We start from the raw sequence: 19,331 nt of genomic DNA, 5'->3' as shown, positions 1-19,331 counted from the left end.
ATCTACGGGCCCTTGCCCCATTTACAAGCGATCAAAAACCTCGCACACTCAAGCCCAACCACCCTGCCATGGATAACCGCTAACTGCTTGTGGGGCTGCCTTGTATCTATTTGAAAGTCTTAAAGAAGTAGCCAATTCCTATCTGCCGTCCGAGCAGGTGGAGAAGCTGAGGCAAGCCTATGTGATGGCCCGTGATGCCCATCAGGGACAGATGCGCTCCAGCGGTGAACCCTATATCACCCACCCGGTGGCGGTTGCCCGCATCCTGGGTGACATGCGCCTCGACCACGAAACCCTGATGGCCGCCGTACTGCACGACGTCATCGAGGATACCCCGGTCACCAAAGAGGATCTGGCCGAACAGTTTGGCGATGCCGTTGCCGAGCTGGTTTCCGGCGTCTCCAAGCTCGACAAGCTCAAGTTTCGCGATCGCAAAGAGGCCCAGGCGGAAAACTTTCGCAAGATGATGATGGCCATGACCCAGGATATCCGGGTCATCCTCATCAAGCTGGCCGACCGCACCCACAACATGCGCACCCTGGGCTCCCTGCGACCGGACAAACGCCGCCGCATCGCCCGCGAGACCCTCGAGATCTTCGCCCCCATCGCCAACCGCCTCGGCATCCACACCATGAAGAACGAGCTGGAAGAGCTCGGCTTCGAGGCGCTCTACCCGATGCGCTCCCGGGTGCTGCGCGAATCGGTGCGCCGCGCCCGCGGCAACCGCCGCGAGATCATCGAGTCGATCCAGAGCGAGATCGAGGGGCGCCTCGGCGAGGCGGGTATCGAGGCCCAGGTGAGCGGCCGCGAGAAGAACCTCTTCTCCATCTACAACAAGATGGAGAAGAAAGAGCTGCAGTTCCACGAGGTGATGGACATCTACGCCTTCCGGGTCAAGGTGAAGGACATCGACACCTGCTATCGGGTGCTGGGCCAGATGCACAGCCTCTACAAGCCGCGTCCCGGGCGCTTCAAGGACTACATCGCCATCCCCAAGACCAACGGCTATCAGTCCCTGCACACCTCCCTGGTGGGGCCGCACGGGGTGCCGGTCGAGGTGCAGATCCGCACCGAATTCATGGACCAGATGGCCGACAAGGGGGTTGCCGCTCACTGGGCCTACAAGCAGGACGGTGACAGTTCGGGCACCACGGCCCAGATCCGCGCCCAGCGCTGGATGCAGAGCCTGCTCGAGTTGCAGCAGAGTGCCGGTAGCTCCTTTGAATTCATCGAAGGGGTCAAGACCGATCTGTTCCCGGACGAGATCTATGTCTTCACCCCCGAGGGGCGCATCATGGAACTCCCTGCCGGTGCCACACCGGTGGACTTCGCCTACACGGTGCACACCGACATCGGTCACTCCTGCGTGGGAGCCCGGGTCGACAGGCACCCTTACCCCCTCAGCAGCCAGCTCCATTCCGGTCAGACTGTCGAGATCATCACGGCCCCCGGCGCCCGCCCCAACGCGGCCTGGCTCAACTTCGTGGTGACCACCAAGGCACGCTCCAAGATCCGTCAGTTCCTCAAGAACCTGCGCACCGAGGAGTCAGTCGTGCTGGGCCGTCGCCTGCTCAACCATGCCCTCGGCGCCAAGAACATCGAGGACATCCCCGAAGACAGAGTCAAACAGGTACTCACCGATACCAAGCACGACTCCCTGCAGGGGCTGCTGGCCGACATCGGCCTCGGCAATGCCATGAGTGTCATGGTGGCACGCCGCATGCTGGGTGACACCCTGCCCCCCGAGGAACTGCCCAAGAGCAGCAACAAGAAGATGCCGATCAAGGGGGCCGACGGCCTGCTGGTCACCTTCGCCAACTGCTGCCGGCCGATCCCGGGGGATGCCATCATCGCCCACGTCAGCCCCGGCAAGGGACTGGTGATCCACCAGGAGACCTGCCGCAACATCAAGGGCTACAGTCGGGAGCCGGACAAGTACCTGCCGGTCCAGTGGGAAGTGGACAAGGAGCAGGAACAGGAGTTCAAGACCGGCGTCAACATCGAGATCGTCAACCATCAGGGTGCCCTGGCCGAACTGGCCAACGTCATCGCGGCCACCGGTGCCAACATTCACGGCATCAGTACCGAGGAGAAGGATGGCCGGGTCTATCTGGTCAGCCTGCTCATCACCACCAAGGGCCGCATCCATCTCGCCAACATCATGCGCAAGATTCGGGTCATGCCCGATGTGCTGCGCGTGAGCCGGCAGAAAAATTGACCAGACGGGCGGCGCAAGCCGCCCGCTGCTTTAGACAAGAGAAGAGTCATGACCCCCGAACGCTTCAAGCGCATCACCGACATGCTGGCCATGCGTCAGCTGGATCTCACCGTCTGCCTGGAAGAGGTACACAAGCCCCACAACCTGGCCGCCATAGTGCGCACCGCCGATGCCATCGGCATTCACAGGGTACATGCGGTGTGGCCGCGCAAGCGCATCGCCAAACGCAAGGGCACGGCGCGGGGCAGCCAGAACTGGGTCGATGTGAAACTGCATCAAGACATTCACACCGCCGTGGCCGAGCTCAAGGCCAGTGGCATGCAAATCCTGGCCACTCACCTATCCGAGAGCTCGGTAGACTTTCGCGCCATCGACTACACCAAACCCACCGCCATCCTGCTCGGCCAGGAGAAGTTCGGCATCACCGACGAGGCGCTGGCCCTGGCCGACCACCATGTCGTGGTGCCCATGGTCGGCATGGTGCAGTCCCTCAATGTCTCGGTCGCCGCCGCCGCCATCCTCTATGAGGCGCAGCGCCAACGGGAGCTGGCCGGCTGCTACGCCCGCGGCTGCCCGCTGGATCCCGAAGAGCAGAACGCCATCCTGTTTGAAGGGGGACATCCCATCTTCGCCAGGATCTGCAAACAAAAAGAGCTTCCCTACCCCCGACTCGGCCCCGAGGGTGAGATCCTGGCCGACGAGGCCTGGTGGCAGAAGGTACAGATGACCCGCGACAGCTGGACGCATCTGGACGACGAGGAAGAGTCCCTGGAGGAGTAATGGAGAACCCGTTCGGCAGTTGGCTCGAATCCCGGGTGATTCGCGATCACCTGAGCAACCCCAATATCGAGGCGGGGGAGTACAGCTACTACTCCGGCTACTACCACGGCAAAGCGTTCGAGGACCACTGTGTCCGCTATCTGCTGGGCGATGGCTCGACCCGTACCACCTGGGAGAGCGGCCAATGGGGTGAGGTGGACCGCCTCATCATCGGCAAGTTCTGCTCCATCGGCTCGGGCGCCAGCTTCCTGCTCGCCGGCAATCAGGGCCACCGCATGGACTGGATTTCTACCTTCCCCTTCGATGCGGCCCGCTTCGGTGACGGGGTCAAAAGTGGCTTTCAACGCAAGGGAGACACCCGCATCGGCCACGACGTCTGGATCGGCTCGGAGGCGATGATCATGCCGGGCATCACCATAGGAGATGGCGCCGTGATCGCCACTCGCGCCGTGGTGACCCGGGATGTGGCCCCCTACACCATAGTCGGTGGCAACCCGGCCCAGCCCATCCGCCGCCGCTTCGGTGATGAGCAGATTGCCATGCTGCTGGAGATGAGCTGGTGGGATTGGCCCCTCGAGACGCTCAAACAACACATGCCCCTGCTCTGCTCGGGGGAGATAGAGACCCTTTACCGTATCTGGCAAACGGAGATTGCATCATGAAGGCCGCCTGGCTGCTTACCCTTGCCCTGTTGACCCCTGGAGTATTCGCCTTGACCGCACCACTGAGCACCGAAGAGCACCTCGAGGCACTGCACCGCGACCTCTTACCCGCCTTCTGGCAGCAACATGCCCGTGAGGGGGAGTTTATCGGCAAGGACCAGGTGCCCATCCGCTACGCCGTGCTGCGTCACCCGGGCAGTGAGCGGGCCATCATGGTGGTGAATGGCCGGGTCGAAACCTATCTCAAGTATCAGGAGCTGGCCCTGGACCTGTGGAATCAGGGCTACAGCCTCTATCTCGTCGACCACCGAGGTCAGGGGCGCTCGGGCCGGATGCTGCAGGACCCGCAGAAGGGATATGTGGCCCATTTCGAAGACTATGTGGATGATCTCAAGACCTTTCACGACCGGGTGGTAGAGCAAGACAAACCGGCCAAGGTGTTTATCCTGGCTCACTCCATGGGGGGCGCCATTTCGGCACGCTATCTGGAACGCTGGCCTGACGACATCCAGGCCGCCGTGCTCTCCTCCCCCATGATGGGCATCAACCTCGGCGGCCTGCCAGCCTGGCTGGCCAAGGGGCTGGCGAGCACCATGGACACGGTCGGTGGCTGGTTTGGCGAGCCCCCTTATGGCCCCGGCCAGGGACCTTATGCCGATCATGGCTTCGCCGACAACGAGCTGACCCATAGCCCCCGGCGCTATCAGCTGTTTCGGGAGCAGTACGAGCGAACCCCCGAGGTGAAGCTGGGCGGCGCCACCGCCCACTGGATCCGTGAAGGGATCCTGGCCGGTGAGCAGATCATCGCCGAGGCGGCGCAGATCAAGACGCCGCTTCTGCTGCTGCAGGCGGGCGAGGACAGCGTGGTGGATAATTCCGCTCAGGATGCCTTCTGCCTCGCGGCGCCCTGCGAGGGAGGCAAGCCGATGCGTATCGAGGGGGCCTGGCATGAGCTCTTCATCGAGCAGGATGCACAGCGCCAACCGGCGCTGCAGGCAGCTCTCGCATTCCTTGAACGCTACTGAGTCGGCTATTTTTTGGGCTGCTAAATAAATGGGGTGGCGGGAGCAGGTGCTGTACACTGCTCCCGCTTTCATTCGTAACCCCGAGGTGATGATGTATAAAGTTGTTGTATCCGATCTCGACGGAACCCTGCTTAACGGCGCCCACCAGATCTCGGCCCGCACCCGCGACACCTTGCATCGCCTGGTGCAGCAAGGGGTCAAGTTTGTGATGGCGACCGGCCGCCACTATGTGGACGTACGCCATATCCGCGATACCCTGGGCCTCGACATCGACCTCATCACCTCCAACGGTGCCGTGGTTCACGACCCCAGCAACCGCCTGGTTTTCAACCAAACCATCGCCGACGAGACGGCTCGCGAGCTGGTCACACTGGCACGGGACCCTGCCATTCATCTCAATGTCTACTACGGGGAGGAGTGGCTGGTCGAGGAGGAGATGCCCTGGCTGCTGCAGTTCCACTCCGAGTCGGGTTTTACCTACCGCAAGGTTGAATTTGCCACCCACCCCATGGACAAGATCAACAAGGTCTTTTACATCGGCGACCACCAGAAGCTGCTCACCATCGAGCAGCAGCTCAAGGCCCGCTACCAGGATAGCCTCAACATCACCTTCTCCCTGCCGGATTGCCTGGAGGTGATGCACGGTGAGGTGAACAAGGGAAGCGCGGTACGTGCAGTGCTGGCCAAGAACGGCCTGGCGCTGGAGCAGGCCATCGCCTTCGGCGACGGCATGAATGACTTCGAGATGCTGAGCATGGTCGGCCACGGCGTGGTCATGGGTAACGCCCATGACCGCCTGCTGCAGGCCCTGCCCGACCACCAGCGTACCCTCACCTCGGATGAGGATGGCGTGGCCCACTATCTGGAACGCTGTTTCGCCCTGTGAGATCGCAAACGGGAACCCAGGGTTCCCGTTTTGTTTACTGCCAACGAAAGCGTTGGTTGTCACCGCCGTGGCAGGTCCACAGGAGCACAGGCGTGCCGCTTTCCGAACGCCCCCGCTCGACATCCAGGCAGAGGCCACTGTTGCGGCTGACGAGGCGGCCACGCTCCCAGCGCCACTGTTGGTTGCTGCCACCGTGACAATCCCAGGCAATGACCCGGGCCCCCGGATCCCTGTCGTTACCCGAGACATCCAGGCACTTGTCGCCAATCCTCACCCTGTCACCATCGAGGCGAAAGCGCTGATTGTCACCCCCGTGGCAATCCCAGAGTTGCAGGCGGTTGCCATTACGGATGCCACCCGCAATGTCGAGACATTTGCCGCTGCTCGCCAACAGTTGACCGCCCTTCTCTTCCCGATTGCGGCGCTCCTTCTTCTCCTGCTTGTGGTCGTAGTAGGCGGCCGCACCTATGGCGCCAATCACCACGGCCCCCAGCAGGAGGTCGTTGCCATCCAGGCTCTGGCACCCTCCCAGAGAGAGGGAGAGGCAGGCGACGATCAGAGGAGAGGGGCGCTTCATCCTGCCTCCCCGAGCGAAAAGCTTTGATTGGCACCGCCGTAGCAGTCGGCCAGACGCAGGGGCGTGCCCGCCCGATGGCGATTACCGGCCACATCGAGGCACAGTTTGGAATCGGAATCCTGCAGGCTACCGAGGCGCCAAACCCAGCGCAGTGCCTCATCACATCCTGCCAGCTGCAGCCCTCCTCCGCCCTGACCGAGACAGTAGCCGCCGCTGCGCAGACGTCCCTGCCACCAGACCAACTGCTCGCCCTGCTGATCACGACAGGGGCGGGTCACCACCCCCCCCAGGGGCTGTGGCTCTAGGCAGAAGCCGCTACTGGTAAGCACGCTAGGCCCCGATGGTGCGGCCACATCGCCTTGGTGCAGATAGGGGTTGATCAGATCCTGAGTCGGGGGCTGCCAGGAGCAAGCCGCCAGCAGGAGGGTCGAGCCGAGGCTCATCCCGGAGCGAAGAGTGGTATGGGTCATTATTATCAAGCCTGAACGACGCCGGCTCCGATGCCGGAAAGCCTGAGTTATATCATGTCCCCCCTCGTGGCCAAGGGGGGAAATGTAAACAAACGTGACCGTCTAGACCCTGAAACGTCCCAGCAAGGCCAGCTGTTGATCGATCTGACCACGCATCTCGAGGCAGTGCTGTGCCTGCTGCTCGGCCCCCTGCGACACCTCCTGACTGATGTCGCGGATATTGGTGGTGTTGCGGTTTATCTCCTCGGTGGTCGAGCTCTGCTCCTCGGCGGCAGCGGCTATCTGCAGGTTCATGTCGTTGATCTGGCTGATGGCATCGCGGATCCGGCCCAGCACCTCGTTGGCCTCCTGAGCGTCCTGGGCAGTCTGGCTGGCGATGTCGCGGCTCTGCCGCATCTTCTCTTCCGTCTGCCGTACCCCGACCTGCAGCTGATCGATCATCTCGCGGATCTCCCGGGTCGACTGCTGGGTACGTGAAGCCAGCGAACGCACCTCATCGGCGACCACGGCAAAACCACGGCCCGACTCCCCGGCCCGGGCGGCTTCTATGGCCGCATTGAGGGCCAGCAGGTTGGTCTGTTCGGCGATGCTGGTGATGACCGAAAGAATAGACTCGATATTTTGGCTGAAACGGGCCAGGTCGTTGACGGCGGCTCCGGTCTGCTCCATCTCGTCGGCCAGGCGCTGAATGGCGGAGGTTGAACGAGAGACCACAGAGACCCCTTGCTCCGTCTCTTCGTTGGCCGCATGGGCCGCATGGGCCGCCGCTTGGGCATGCTGGGCCACCTCGTTGGCCGTCGAGGCCATCTGGTTCATGGCCGTGGCCAGCTGATCCAGCTCCTGCAACTGCTGTTGCAGGCGATCGGCGGCCATGTAAGCCTCATCCGATGTCTGCTGACAGCTGCCCTTTATCTGGCTGGCACTGAACATCACATCGCTGATGAGCTCCTGCAGATAACCGACAAAACCATTAAACTCCCGCGCCACCAGGCCAAACTCATCCTGGCTGCGATCCGGCAGACGTCGGGTCAGGTCGCCCTCACCCCGGTTCATCTCTTGCAGCGATCCGCTCAGGGCATCGAGGGGATGCAGCAGCGCCTTGGTCAGCATCCCGAGCAGCACCAGGCTTATCAACACCCCGATGACAATCCCCACCATAGCCCGTGCCTGCACCGCCGATGCGGCGGCATTGACCTTCTCGGCATTGAGGACGACACCGATATACCAATCCATCCCTTTCAGGTTGCTCAGGGGCGTAAACGAGAGCATCAGCTCTCGACCATCGTGCTCTATGGTGGTGAAGTTTTTCTCGAGGGGAACCCGACTGCCCAGCAGCTCGGTGTAATTCTTCCCGTTCCACTGGTTATCGGGATGGGAGACGATATTGCCATTGCCCGCCAGCAGGAAGGCATAGCCGGCCCCGTTGAAACTGGCCGTATTGAGGGCATCCGAGACCGTCTTCAAACTGAGGTCACCACCAAATGCCCCCTTGAACTGCCCCTTTTCGCTCAGCTTGGCGACCGCCGAGATGAGGATCTCACCGCTGGCCGCATCCGGGTAAGGCTCGGTGAGAACGGCCTGGTTGGCCGCCTTGGCCACCCCGTACCAGGGACGCTGCCTTGCGTCCCAATTGGCAGGATCCCAGCTCTTGTCGTTGGTGATGCGCTTTCCGTCGCTGTCGAGCCCGCCGAAAATCAGCAAAAACTCCTGCTTCAACAAGGGGGTATCGAAGGTGGACTGGATCCGTGCCGGAGTAAACTCGCCATCGATTTGCTGCGCCATCATGTCGATCAGAGCCAGCTTGCTCCCCAGCCAGTTCTCTATCTGACGGGCCAGGGCATCACTGGTTTCACCGATATCAGAGGCCACCTGATGACTCATGGTCGATTTGACCTGGCTGACCTGGACCCAGGAGAGGGTGCTGATGGCCAGAAAGAGGATGCCGGCGGCAGCCAGCCCTATTTTGTGGGACATCTTCATAGAGAACTTCCTTGTCTGCTGCGCAACGGGTAGATGGCTTGCCAAAAACCTCTTTGAGCGTAATACAGATTTTAACCATGTCCGTTCAGGTCCCCCATGGGACCCTGGCCACGGCTCAGGAGGTAAGGAAGAAGGTAAAACGAAAAAACCGGCCCTTGAGGCCGGTTTGATGCAAGGTGGTCGGTGATAGAGGATTCGAACCTCTGACCCTCTGGTCCCAAACCAGATGCGCTACCAGACTGCGCTAATCACCGATGAAGACAGATAAACAAAAAGACCCTTTCGGGTCAATCGTAGAATATGGTGCGAAGAGAGGGACTTGAACCCTCACGTCCGGGGGACACTAACACCTGAAGCTAGCGCGTCTACCAATTCCGCCACCTTCGCACTGTGCACAGCAAATTAATGGGGTGGCTGATGGGACTCGAACCCACGACAACCGGAATCACAATCCGGGACTCTACCAACTGAGCTACAGCCACCACAGCTGTTATTCGACAACTCCTGCACCCGCTATGCGGCACGCTTAATGGCGCGCCCGACAGGATTCGAACCTGTGACCTCTGCCTCCGGAGGGCAGCGCTCTATCCAGCTGAGCTACGGGCGCCACGCTGTCGAACGGGGCGCAATATTAATGATGCCCCCCCATCCTGTCCAGCTTTTTTTTATCTCCTTCATCTGACTGCCCATTTTTAAGACATAATGCGCAAGCATTAGACAAAGGGACCAAAAATTCCTCTTGTCGCCCCCGGTTGCGGCTTGACTTGCCTGACTCCCCCCCTAGAATGAATGAACGTTCATTCAAAGCTGACATCATGGACAAACGCGAACGCATCTTTCAGGCAACCCAGGAGCTGCTGGCAGAGAAGGGGTTCCACGGACTCTCTATGTCCATGGTGGCAAAACAGGCCGCCGTGGCGACCGGTACCATCTATCGCTATTTCAGCGACAAGGATGACCTGCTACGCCAACTGCATCGCCACGTTCATATCCAGGCGCTGGCGATCATTCTGGCCGATCATGACCCGACACAGCCCCCTTTCGAGCAGTATCGACGCCTCTGGCTGAATGCGTTCAGGGTGTTAAGCGAGGACCCCGACGCCCTGCGTTGCAAGGCGCAATACGAGGCCTCCCCCAACTACCCCGAGATCGAGCTGGATGTGTGGGACCTGTGGCAGCCCATTCTCGACTTCTTCGAGCAGGGGCGCGTGACCGGCCTGTTTATTGACCTGCCCCCGCGTCTGCTCAGCGCCTTGAGCCTGGACTCGGTGGTACACATTGCCCAACTGGCTCGTCTGCAAGTCTCTGCGCTGGACGAACAGCAGATAGATACGATTATTCTCGCCAGCTGGCGAGCCATTTTGGTTCCTTAACTTAACCCCCAGGAGTGAGAGCTCATGAAAAAGTGGATGGGCATCATGTTGCTCATCGCGCGGGCCCTGTTTGGCAGCGTGATCGGTTTCAATCTGTTCAAGCAGAAGATGGTTGCCAACTTTATGGCCAACCGGCCTGAACCCGAATTCCCGGTGACGGTACACAAGGTTGCCACAGAGGCCTGGGTACCGACCATAGAGGCGATCGGTTTTATCGAGCCCAACCAGGGGGTGACCCTCACCACCGAGCAGTCGGGAACCATCGACACCATCAGCTTCGAGTCGGGTCAGACCGTCAAGGCCGACCAGCTGCTGCTGAGCCTGGATGCCAGCGTCGAGAAGGCCAACCTGAGCGCCTCCCTGGCCAGACTGCCGGCCGCCAAGGCCAAGTACGAGCGTTATCGCAACCTGCTGACCAAGGGCTCTATCTCCCAGGATCAGCTCGATGATACCGAGGCCACCTACAAGTCGCTGCTGGCGGACATCGAGAGCCTCAAATCCACCATCGCCCGCCGCGAAGTGCGCGCTCCGTTTGCCGGTGTCGTCGGCCTGCGCAACGTCTTCCTCGGCCAGTATCTGCAGCCGGGGACTGACATAGTGCGTCTCGAGGATACCAGCGTGATGCGTCTTCGCTTCACCGTGCCCCAGACCGATATCTCCCGCATCCACCTGCAGCAGCCTATCCTGATCAACGTCGATGCCTATCCGAGCCGCCAGTTCAAGGGCCATATCAGTGCCATCGAACCCGCCGTCAACTATCAGAGCGGCCTGATCCAGGTGCAGGCTGACATCCCCAATAACGACGGTCAGTTGCGCTCTGGCATGTTTGCCCGCGCCAGCATCCTGTTGCCCGCCATCGAGCAACAGATAGTGCTGCCCCAGACCGCCATCTCTTTCACCCTCTATGGGGAAAACGTCTATGTGGTGCGCGAGAGTGAGGAGCAAGACAAGGATGGCAATACGGTCAAGGTCAAGCGGGCCGAACAGGTCGTGGTCAAGGTGAGCGAGCGCAAGGGTAACGATGCCCACGTGGTCTCTGGCATCCAGGCCGGTGATGAGGTGGTCATGTCTGGCCAGGTTCGTCTGAGCAATGGCGCCAAAGTGAAGATTGTGGACGAGAAGGGACTCGCAGTCCCCGCACAACCCCCCATGCTGTAACACGCGGAGAGACAGATGCGTTTTACCGACATATTCATCAAGCGCCCTATCCTGGCCATCTCGATCAGTTTCCTGATCGCCTTGCTGGGCTTGCAGGCCATCTTCAAGATGCAGGTGCGCGAATACCCCGAGATGACCAATACGGTCGTCACGGTCAGCACCAGTTACTACGGTGCCAGTGCGGATCTGATCCAGGGCTTTATCACCCAGCCTCTGGAACAGGCCATCGCCCAGGCAGACAACATCGACTTCATGACCTCGTCGACCCAGCTGGGCAGCTCGACCATTACCGCCTACATGAAGCTCAACACCAACCCGAATGCGGCCCTCTCCGATATTCTGGCCAAGGTCAACTCGGTTCGCTCCCAGCTACCGAAAGAGTCTGAGGACCCCTCGGTCACCATGTCGACCGGTTCGACCACGGCGGTGCTCTACATCGGCTTCACCAGTCCCGAACTCAACGCCAGCCAAATCACCGACTATCTGGAGCGGGTCATCAAACCCCAGCTCTTCACCGTCGGTGGCGTCTCCAAGGTCGATATGTACGGGGGGACCAAGTATGCCCTGCGGGTCTGGCTCGACCCGGCCAAGATGGCCGCCTTCAACCTGACGGCAGCCGATGTGATGGGGGTGCTCAACAGCAACAACTACCAGTCTGCCACCGGTCAGGCCATCGGCTACTTCACCCTCTACAACGGCAACGCCGAGACCCAGGTCAACGACACAGAGGAGCTCAAGCGCCTGGTGGTCGCGACCCGTGACAGCAAGGTGATCCGCCTGGCTGACATCGCCAAGGTGACCATGGAGAAGAGCCACGACGTCTATCGGGCCACCGCCAACGGTCGCGAGGCCGTGGTGCTGGCCATCAACGCCGCTCCCACCGCCAACCCCATCAATATCGCCCACGATGTGCTGGAGCTGCTGCCGGAACTCAAGCGCAACATGCCAAGCACCATGGAGTCCAACGTTCTCTACGACTCCACGGTCGCGATCAACGAGTCGATCCACGAGGTTATCAAGACCATCGTCGAGGCGGCCCTCATCGTACTGGTGGTGATCACCCTGTTCCTCGGATCCTTCCGCGCCGTGCTGATCCCCATCATCACCATCCCCCTCAGCCTGATTGGCGTGGTGATGGTGATGCAGATGTTCGACTTCTCCATCAACCTGATGACCCTGCTCGCCATGGTGCTCGCCATCGGCCTGGTGGTGGATGATGCCATCGTGGTACTGGAGAACGTGGATCGTCACGTGAAAGAGGGTGAGGATCCCTTCCGGGCCGCCATCATAGGTACCCGCGAGATCGCCGTCCCGGTCATCGCCATGACACTGACCCTGGCAGCCGTATATGCTCCTATCGCCCTGATGGGGGGGATCACCGGCTCCCTGTTCAAGGAGTTCGCCCTGACCCTGGCAGGCGCCGTGTTTGTCTCTGGCATCATCGCCCTGACCCTGTCGCCCATGATGTGCTCCAAGATGCTCAAGGCCAACGAGGCCCCGGGCAAGTTTGAGAGCAAGGTGCATCACCTGCTGGATCGTATGACGGCCCGCTATGACGCCATGCTGCACGCCATCATGCACAAGCGCATCGTGATCCTGACCTTTGCCGTCATCGTCTTCGCCAGCCTGCCGCTGCTGTTCAGGTTCATTCCGAGCGAGCTGGCCCCCAGTGAAGACAAAGGGGTCATGGCCGTGCTGGGGACAGCCCCCTCCAATGCCAACCTGGACTATATCCAGGGGACCATGGAGCAGGTCAACAAGGTGCTCGACGAACAACCTGAAGTGGCCTTCTCCCAAGTCTTCTCCGGGGTGTTTGACTCCAACCAGGCCTTCGGCATCGCGTCGCTGGTGCCCTGGAGCCAACGTGAGGCCAGCCAGAAGGAGGTATTGGACCGGGTCGCCCATCTGGTCAAGGATGTGCCCGGCATGTCCATCACCACCTTCCAGTTCCCCGAGCTGCCGGGCGCCTCGAGCGGCCTGCCGGTGCAGTTTGTCATCACCACGCCGAATCACTTCGAGAGCCTCTATCAGGTGGCCAGCGAGATGCTGGCGGCGGTGCAGGGGAGCGGTCGCTTCGTCTACTCGACCCTGGATCTGAACTACGACTCCGCCACCATGAAGATCAAGATCGACAAGGACAAGGCGGGCGCCTACGGCATCACCATGCAGGACATTGGCATCACGCTGGGTACCATGATGGCGGATGGCTACGTTAACCGGATCGATCTGGACGGCCGCTCCTATGAGGTGATCCCGCAGGTAGAGCGTAAATACCGCCTCAACCCCGAGTCGATCAAGGGCTACTATGTGCGGGCCGCCGATGGCCAGTCCATTCCCCTTGGCAGCCTCATCTCCATCGAGGTGGTCGGTGAGCCCCGCGCCCTGCCCCACTTCAACCAGCTCAACTCGGCCACCATTGGTGCCGTGCTGATGCCGGGGACCACCATGGGCGATGCTATCGGTTGGCTCGATGGCAAGGCCGACGAACTGTTGCCCAAGGGCTACCGTTACGACTATATGGGTGAAGCCCGCCAGTTCGTCACCGAAGGTAGTGCCCTTTACGCCACCTTCGCCCTGGCCCTGGCCATCATCTTCCTGGTGTTGGCAATCCAGTTCGAATCGGCCCGCGATCCTCTGGTCATCATGGTCTCGGTCCCGCTGGCCATCAGTGGCGCCCTGATCGCCCTGGCCTGGGGGGCGGCAACCATGAACATCTACTCCCAGGTGGGCCTCATCACGCTCGTGGGTCTGATTACCAAGCACGGCATCCTGATCTGCGAGGTGGCCAAGGAGGAGCAGCTGCTGCACGGCCGCAACCGGATGGAGGCCGTGATGGCCGCCGCCAAGGTACGTCTGCGCCCCATCCTGATGACCACGGCCGCCATGATCGCCGGCCTCATCCCGCTGCTCTATGCCTCCGGCGCCGGCGCCGCCCAGCGCTTCAGCATCGGTATCGTCATCGTCGCGGGGCTGGCCATCGGCACCCTGTTCACCCTGTTCGTGCTGCCGGTCATCTACACCTATCTGGCCTCGGAGCACAAACCCCTGCCGGAGTTTGACGAGTCGATTCCGCCCAAGGCCAAGGCGGGAAGCCACTGACCAATGGTCAGGTACCAAGAGGGGAGCATTCGCTCCCCTTTTTTAATGACAAGATTGCTTAACACTTCACACACAAGCGTTTAAATGCCTGTAACTGTTCGGTTATAATCACGCCGTTTCTAGGGATAATAATGCCTGCTGGGAGTATGTGAGCGTGTTAAAACAACTGAGCCATCTGCTGGTCGTCGGCATCACCGCCGCCAGCCTTTCTACCGCGGCCCTTGCCGCCACCCAGGATATGTCACCGGAGGCCATCGCCGAGCGCACCAAACCGGTTGGCAGCGTCTATTCTGCCCAGGACCTGGAAGGCATAGCCCCGGCCGCCACCCAGACCACCTCCGCCTCGTCCGGCCCTCGTGATGGTGAAGCCGTCTACAAGGGTGCCTGCTTCGCCTGCCACGACACCGGAGCCGCCGGCGCCCCCAAGCGTGGTGACAAGGCCGCCTGGGAGCCGCGCGTCGCCCAGGGCTTCGACACCCTGCGCAAGCACGCCATCGAAGGCTTCACCGGCAGCCACGGTGTCATGCCTGCGCGCGGCACCTGTGCTGCCTGTAGCGATGAGGAGATCGAAAACGCCATTCACTACATGACGGACAAGATCTAAAGCATGAACAGGGTCACTCGGGTGACCCTTTCCCTTCCCGGGAGCCCGGCTACGCTTATAGGGTCTACAGGCCAGGGCCCCCTTGATGATCGATAGCCAAGGCACACACCACACCACGCCACTGCTGGCGCTGGTCTCCTCTATTCTCAGCTTTCCGCCCCAAGCCACGGCGAACGAGTTTGACCAACTGCGCGCCAACCTCTCCGGCTACTGCCCCCTGAGCCAGTTTGCCCTGCTCGGCTATGGTGGTTCGGGGCTGAAGTGGGTTTACGAATTTGGCCTTCCACCCTCCCTGCGCGAACAGGTCAAGGCGGACCCGGAGCGGATGATGGAGGCCTTGCTACACCTCAAGGAGGATGCGGGCTGGTGTCTGCTTCCGGTCGAGAATGGCGCCATCACCTGGCTGCTGGCAAAAACCGAACCGGCTGAACAGCCCACCCTGCATCTGCTGCTGGAGTGCCTCGCCCACCGCCTGAGCGAATCCCAGGCCGGCGCACATTTGGGTGAAGAGGCTTCCCCCTTCATCAACCACCAGCCGGACTGGCAGCAGAAGGTCGAGAGCCTGGCACGCATCATGCGACTGGCCAACACCCTGCCTCCCCAGGCGCTCTATGCCCAGCTCGATGCGGCCGCCCGTTTCATCCTGAGCGTACAGGATTTCATTCTGCTACATCTGGAGGAGAGAGGGGTGGATCTCGTCTATCCGGAGCGTTGCGAACACTCGGATGCAGAGCTGATGGCTCTGTGCCACCGCAACCATCCGGTCGAGGCCGAGCGGCAGGGACTCTTCTGGAGTAGCCATCCACTGCGACTGCAACGCAACTACTTCGCCCACCTGATGCTCAGCAGCAGGGCGCCTCCTGGTGCCGACGAGCGGCTGTTAGTCGACTTTCTCAAGGGTCAGCTCACTATGGTGATGGAGCTGCAACGGATCCGTGACCAACTGGTCGACTACAACAGCGAAGAGACCCTCAACCAGCGCCTGCACCAGCTGCGTCAGGCGAATCTCAGGCTGCAAAAACAGCTCAAACGCCATCAGGAGCTGGAGCGGAAACTGCAATTCGATGCCCTGCACGATCCCCTCACCCGCCTCCCCAACCGGGCCTGCCTGATGACCCGGCTGGAACAGTCCATGAAGCACTTCCATCGCTACAAGAGTCCGGGCTTCACCCTGATCTTTATCGACATCGATCACTTCAAGGCAGTCAACGATCGCCTGGGGCACAACGTGGGTGACCTGCTATTGAAGGAGTTTGCCCTGCGACTGGGTACCTGCATTCGTCAAAATGACATGGTGGCACGACTGGGGGGGGACGAGTTTGTCATCTATCTCGACAACAGCATGGACGAGGCCAATATCAACCCGGTGCTCAACCGCCTGGTAGAGCGTCACTCCACTCCCTTCCATATCCTCGGCAACGAACTGCCAATCAGCATGAGCATCGGTGTCGCCATGGTGACGGAGCAGACCAGCGACATCAGTCAGCTGCTGCATCAGGCGGATCTGGCCATGTATCAGGCCAAACGCAACGGCCGCAATCGCATCGTGGTCTACTCGGAAGAGTGCAGCAGCCAAGCATGGCTGTCACCCGAGTATGAGCTGAAGCAGGCGCTCGCCGAGCGGCGCATCATTCCCTACTTTCAGCCTCTGATCCGCCTCAAGGACAGCCGCCTGGTAGGGCTGGAGGTGATGGCTCGCTGGCTCACCCCGGAGGGGGCGCTCAAGGATGCGTTCGACTTCATTCCCCTGGCCGAGCAATGCGGTCTCATCCTCGAGCTGGATCGCCATATTCTGCGTCATACCTGCCAACAACTCAGCAACTGGCTGGGCCAGATAGGCTCCAGCCAGTTCAAGGTGGCCCTCAACCTGTCGGGCAAGCATCTGGCCAACCACGAGCTGGTCGAGCAGCTGCTGGCCATCGTGCAGGAGAGCGGGTTGTCGCCTCGCTATCTGGTGTTCGAATTTAACGAACGGGAGCTTTCCCGGCAGGATGGCAACACCCTCACCATCTTGCATGAACTGCGGGCAAGGGGCATTCAGATCAGCCTGGATGACTTCGGCACCGGCTTCTCCTCCCTCAACGCCCTGTTCCACTATCCGGTGGACTACATCAAGGTGGATGACAGCTTCACCCACCGTATGCTGCAATCGCCCAAGGATCTGGCGATGATCCGTGCCATGCGCGATATCAGCCAGGATCTGGGGTTCCATCTGGTGGTCGAAGGGATAGAGAACCAGGCCGAGTATCAGAAGCTGATCGAACTGGGGTGTGAACTGGGACAGGGGCGCTTCATCGCCCCCCCCATGCAGGGCATCGATATTCCCCCCCTGCTGGGGCGACCGATCCCGGTTAAACGCTAATCTTTCTTGAACAAGGCACGCAGGTTGGCAACCCCCACCTGGCCCTTTATCTGCCGCTCCTCGGCGGTCACCTTCTTCTGATTCTCCCACTGGATATCATCCTGCGGCAGCTCCAGCAGGAAGCGACTCGGCTCCGGGCGCACCGTCTCGCCAAACTGGCGTCGCTCGCGGCAGAGGGTGAAGGTGAGTTCGGTCTGGGCCCGGGTAATGCCCACGTAGGCCAGGCGCCGTTCCTCCTCCACATTGTCCTCGTCGATGCTGGTCTGGTGGGGCAGCAGCCCCTCCTCCATGCCGACCATGAAGACGTAGGGGAACTCCAACCCCTTGGAGGCGTGCAGTGTCATCAACTGCACCTGATCCACCTCATCTTCCCCCTCATTGCGCTCCATCATGTCGCGCAGGGTGAGACGAGTAACCACCTGGGGCAGGGTCATGGGCTCGTCCACCTCATCCCCTTCCAGCATCTCGGTGATCCAGCGATAGAGGGTCGAGACGTTCTGCATCCGCATCTCGGCCGCCTTGGGGCTGGGCGAGGTCTCGTAGAGCCACTCCTCGTAGTGGATCTCCTTGATCATGTCGCGCACCGCCTCGACCGGGTTGCCGCGCACGGCGTTATCCCCGAGGCGCACCAGCCACTCGGTGAAGGCGCGCAGGGCCACCAGGCCGCGCCCCGAGAGGTGTTGCTCCAGCCCCAGCTCGAAGCTGGCGGCAAACAGGCTCTTGCCGCGCTGGTTGGCGTACTGGCCCAGTTTTTCGAGGGTAGTGGGGCCGATCTCGCGGCGCGGCAGATTGACCACCCGCAGAAATGCCGTGTCCTCGTCCGGATTCACCAACAGCTTGAGGTAGGCCATGATGTCCTTGATCTCGGTGCGCGAGAAAAACGAGGTCCCCCCCGAGATCTTGTAGGGGATGCGGTTGGTCATCAGCGCCTTCTCGAAGATGCGCGACTGGTGGTTCCCCCGGTAGAGGATGGCGTAGTCCTTGAACCGGGTGCGGTTCATAAACTTGTGGCCCATCAGCTCGGCGGCGATCCGCTCCGCCTCGTGCTCCTCGTTCTTGGCAAACAGCACCCGCACCGGCACCCCGTAGTCGAGCTCGGAGAAGAGCGCCTTGTCGTAGACGTGGGGGTTGTTGGCGATCAGTATGTTGGCGCACTTGAGGATGCGCCCCTTGGAGCGGTAGTTCTGCTCCAGCTTGATGAGGCGAAGATGGGGGAAGTCCTCCCCCAGCAGCACCAGGTTCTGGGGCTTGGCCCCTCGCCAGGAGTAGATCGACTGGTCGTCGTCCCCCACCACGGTGAAGCGGGCCCGCTCGCCGACGATCTGTTTGACCAGCTCGTACTGGCTGGTGTTGGTGTCCTGATATTCGTCCACCAGCAGGTAGCGGATCTTGGCCTGCCAGCGGGTGCGCACCTCGTCGTTCATCTTGAGCAGCAGGGTCGGCATCAATATGAGGTCGTCAAAATCCAGCGCGTTGTAGGCCACCATCTGGCGGTGATAGCGCTCGTAGAGCTGGGCCATCAACACCTCGTCCGGGCCGCGGGCGATGCGCAGGGCGCGTGCCGGCAACACCAGATCGTTCTTCCAGTTCGAGATCTGGGTAATGAGGGCCGCGAGCTTCTCCTTGTCGTTATCGAGTTCGGCCTCGGTCAGCTCTTTGAGCAGGGCCAGCTGATCCGTGTCGTCGAACAGGGAGAAGTTGGCCTTGAGGTTGAGGGTCTTGTGCTCGCGCCGGATGATCTCGAGCCCCAGGGTATGGAAGGTAGAGACCATCAGGCCGCGCGCCTCCTTGCGGCCCAGGGTTTGGCCCACCCGCTCTTTCATCTCGCGGGCCGCCTTGTTGGTGAAGGTCACCGCGGCGATGTTGCGGGCGTTGTAGCCACACTGCTGTACCAGGTAGGCGATCTTGTTGGTGATGACGCGCGTCTTGCCGGAGCCGGCTCCCGCCAACACCAGGCAGGGGCCGGATACGTACTTGACCGCTTCGTTCTGATTGGGGTTGAGCTTCATGAAGGACTCCGTTGCACAAGGAGGGGCAAGATTGTAGCAGAAAGGCAGGGGCGCTTTCCCGCTGCAAACTTGTGCTTTGCGGCTATTTTCAGGATCATGTTGCCCCCTTTCGTCCCTGCGAGCATGCC

14 protein-coding genes and 4 tRNA genes are annotated in these 19,331 nt (G+C 61.0%); 10 read left to right on the top strand and 8 right to left on the bottom strand.

What is annotated here, in order from left to right; genetic code table 11:
* Positions 1–100 precede the first annotated feature (100 nt).
* From spoT to BN1133_RS10285, 5 genes are all read left to right on the top strand, one after another.
* Positions 101–2,218 carry a bifunctional GTP diphosphokinase/guanosine-3',5'-bis pyrophosphate 3'-pyrophosphohydrolase gene (gene spoT / locus BN1133_RS10305; protein WP_050666440.1) on the top strand — a complete coding sequence of 706 codons (2,118 nt, stop codon included), beginning with the start codon at positions 101–103 and terminating at the stop codon, positions 2,216–2,218.
* A 48-nt stretch (positions 2,219–2,266) separates the two neighbouring features.
* Positions 2,267–2,998 carry a tRNA (guanosine(18)-2'-O)-methyltransferase TrmH gene (gene trmH, locus BN1133_RS10300; protein ID WP_050666439.1) on the top strand — a complete coding sequence of 244 codons (732 nt, stop codon included), beginning with the start codon at positions 2,267–2,269 and terminating at the stop codon, positions 2,996–2,998.
* Positions 2,998–3,660: a CatB-related O-acetyltransferase gene (locus tag BN1133_RS10295; RefSeq protein ID WP_050666438.1), complete on the top strand. Its 663-nt coding sequence runs from the start codon at positions 2,998–3,000 to the stop codon at positions 3,658–3,660. Before trmH ends, BN1133_RS10295 begins: the two co-directional genes overlap by 1 nt.
* Entirely contained in the window at positions 3,657–4,685 is a 1,029-nt protein-coding gene (locus BN1133_RS10290) for an alpha/beta fold hydrolase (protein ID WP_050666437.1), read from the top strand. Before BN1133_RS10295 ends, BN1133_RS10290 begins: the two co-directional genes overlap by 4 nt.
* 91 nt (positions 4,686–4,776) lie before the next feature.
* Entirely contained in the window at positions 4,777–5,571 is a 795-nt protein-coding gene (locus tag BN1133_RS10285; protein WP_050666465.1) for a Cof-type HAD-IIB family hydrolase, read from the top strand.
* 34 nt (positions 5,572–5,605) lie between these two features.
* Here the strand turns inward: BN1133_RS10285 and BN1133_RS10280 are convergent, their stop codons facing one another.
* The 7 genes from BN1133_RS10280 to BN1133_RS10250 form a co-directional block, all read right to left on the bottom strand.
* On the bottom strand, positions 5,606–6,148 hold the full coding sequence (locus BN1133_RS10280) for an RICIN domain-containing protein (RefSeq protein ID WP_231686259.1): 543 nt from the start codon (positions 6,146–6,148) through the stop codon (positions 5,606–5,608).
* Entirely contained in the window at positions 6,145–6,618 is a 474-nt protein-coding gene (locus BN1133_RS10275) for a ricin-type beta-trefoil lectin domain protein (protein WP_050666436.1), read from the bottom strand. Before BN1133_RS10275 ends, BN1133_RS10280 begins: the two co-directional genes overlap by 4 nt.
* Before the next feature lie 102 nt (positions 6,619–6,720).
* Positions 6,721–8,598, bottom strand: coding sequence for a methyl-accepting chemotaxis protein (locus tag BN1133_RS10270; protein WP_050666435.1), 1,878 nt, complete (start codon positions 8,596–8,598; stop codon positions 6,721–6,723).
* Between the two features lie 177 nt (positions 8,599–8,775).
* Positions 8,776–8,852: transfer RNA gene (locus BN1133_RS10265), tRNA-Pro, on the bottom strand.
* 47 nt (positions 8,853–8,899) lie between these two features.
* Positions 8,900–8,985, bottom strand: a tRNA-Leu gene (locus BN1133_RS10260).
* A gap of 19 nt (positions 8,986–9,004) precedes the next feature.
* A tRNA-His gene (locus tag BN1133_RS10255) sits at positions 9,005–9,080 on the bottom strand.
* A gap of 48 nt (positions 9,081–9,128) precedes the next feature.
* Positions 9,129–9,205, bottom strand: a tRNA-Arg gene (locus BN1133_RS10250).
* A 208-nt stretch (positions 9,206–9,413) separates the two neighbouring features.
* Here BN1133_RS10250 and BN1133_RS10245 point away from each other — a divergent pair.
* The 5 genes from BN1133_RS10245 (at position 9,414) to BN1133_RS10225 (ending at position 17,194) form a co-directional block, all read left to right on the top strand.
* On the top strand, positions 9,414–9,971 hold the full coding sequence (locus BN1133_RS10245; RefSeq protein ID WP_050666434.1) for a TetR/AcrR family transcriptional regulator: 558 nt from the start codon (positions 9,414–9,416) through the stop codon (positions 9,969–9,971).
* Between the two features lie 24 nt (positions 9,972–9,995).
* Complete coding sequence (locus tag BN1133_RS10240) at positions 9,996–11,129, top strand: efflux RND transporter periplasmic adaptor subunit (protein ID WP_050666433.1); 1,134 nt, start codon at positions 9,996–9,998, stop codon at positions 11,127–11,129.
* Positions 11,130–11,144: 15 nt separating this feature from the next.
* Positions 11,145–14,228 carry a multidrug efflux RND transporter permease subunit gene (locus BN1133_RS10235; RefSeq protein WP_050666432.1) on the top strand — a complete coding sequence of 1,028 codons (3,084 nt, stop codon included), beginning with the start codon at positions 11,145–11,147 and terminating at the stop codon, positions 14,226–14,228.
* Positions 14,229–14,376: 148 nt separating this feature from the next.
* Positions 14,377–14,832, top strand: coding sequence for a c-type cytochrome (locus BN1133_RS10230; protein WP_050666431.1), 456 nt, complete (start codon positions 14,377–14,379; stop codon positions 14,830–14,832).
* A gap of 85 nt (positions 14,833–14,917) precedes the next feature.
* Positions 14,918–17,194: a putative bifunctional diguanylate cyclase/phosphodiesterase gene (locus tag BN1133_RS10225; RefSeq protein WP_050666430.1), complete on the top strand. Its 2,277-nt coding sequence runs from the start codon at positions 14,918–14,920 to the stop codon at positions 17,192–17,194.
* Here BN1133_RS10225 and rep read toward each other — a convergent pair.
* On the bottom strand, positions 17,191–19,203 hold the full coding sequence (gene rep, locus BN1133_RS10220) for a DNA helicase Rep (protein WP_050666429.1): 2,013 nt from the start codon (positions 19,201–19,203) through the stop codon (positions 17,191–17,193). The two genes, BN1133_RS10225 and rep, sit on opposite strands and share 4 nt — an antisense overlap.
* Positions 19,204–19,331 lie beyond the last annotated feature (128 nt).

The sequence above is a fragment of the Aeromonas schubertii genome (assembly GCF_000820105.1).
Classification (GTDB): domain Bacteria; phylum Pseudomonadota; class Gammaproteobacteria; order Enterobacterales; family Aeromonadaceae; genus Aeromonas; species Aeromonas schubertii.
The sequence above is the reverse complement of the archived record's forward strand: the minus strand, read 5'-3'. Positions and strand labels throughout refer to the sequence as shown.

Bases quoted from the DNA above. Each gene is read 5' to 3' on its own strand.
- BN1133_RS10225 (WP_050666430.1), top strand. From the start codon at position 14,918: ATGATCGATAGCCAAGGCACACACCACACCACGCCACTGCTGGCGCTG.
- trmH (WP_050666439.1), top strand. From the start codon at position 2,267: ATGACCCCCGAACGCTTCAAGCGCATCACCGACATGCTGGCCATGCGT.
- BN1133_RS10275 (WP_050666436.1), bottom strand. From the start codon at position 6,618: ATGACCCATACCACTCTTCGCTCCGGGATGAGCCTCGGCTCGACCCTC.
- BN1133_RS10295 (WP_050666438.1), top strand. From the start codon at position 2,998: ATGGAGAACCCGTTCGGCAGTTGGCTCGAATCCCGGGTGATTCGCGAT.
- BN1133_RS10245 (WP_050666434.1), top strand. From the start codon at position 9,414: ATGGACAAACGCGAACGCATCTTTCAGGCAACCCAGGAGCTGCTGGCA.
- BN1133_RS10240 (WP_050666433.1), top strand. From the start codon at position 9,996: ATGAAAAAGTGGATGGGCATCATGTTGCTCATCGCGCGGGCCCTGTTT.
- BN1133_RS10235 (WP_050666432.1), top strand. From the start codon at position 11,145: ATGCGTTTTACCGACATATTCATCAAGCGCCCTATCCTGGCCATCTCG.
- BN1133_RS10270 (WP_050666435.1), bottom strand. From the start codon at position 8,598: ATGAAGATGTCCCACAAAATAGGGCTGGCTGCCGCCGGCATCCTCTTT.
- rep (WP_050666429.1), bottom strand. From the start codon at position 19,203: ATGAAGCTCAACCCCAATCAGAACGAAGCGGTCAAGTACGTATCCGGC.
- BN1133_RS10290 (WP_050666437.1), top strand. From the start codon at position 3,657: ATGAAGGCCGCCTGGCTGCTTACCCTTGCCCTGTTGACCCCTGGAGTA.
- BN1133_RS10285 (WP_050666465.1), top strand. From the start codon at position 4,777: ATGTATAAAGTTGTTGTATCCGATCTCGACGGAACCCTGCTTAACGGC.
- BN1133_RS10280 (WP_231686259.1), bottom strand. From the start codon at position 6,148: ATGAAGCGCCCCTCTCCTCTGATCGTCGCCTGCCTCTCCCTCTCTCTG.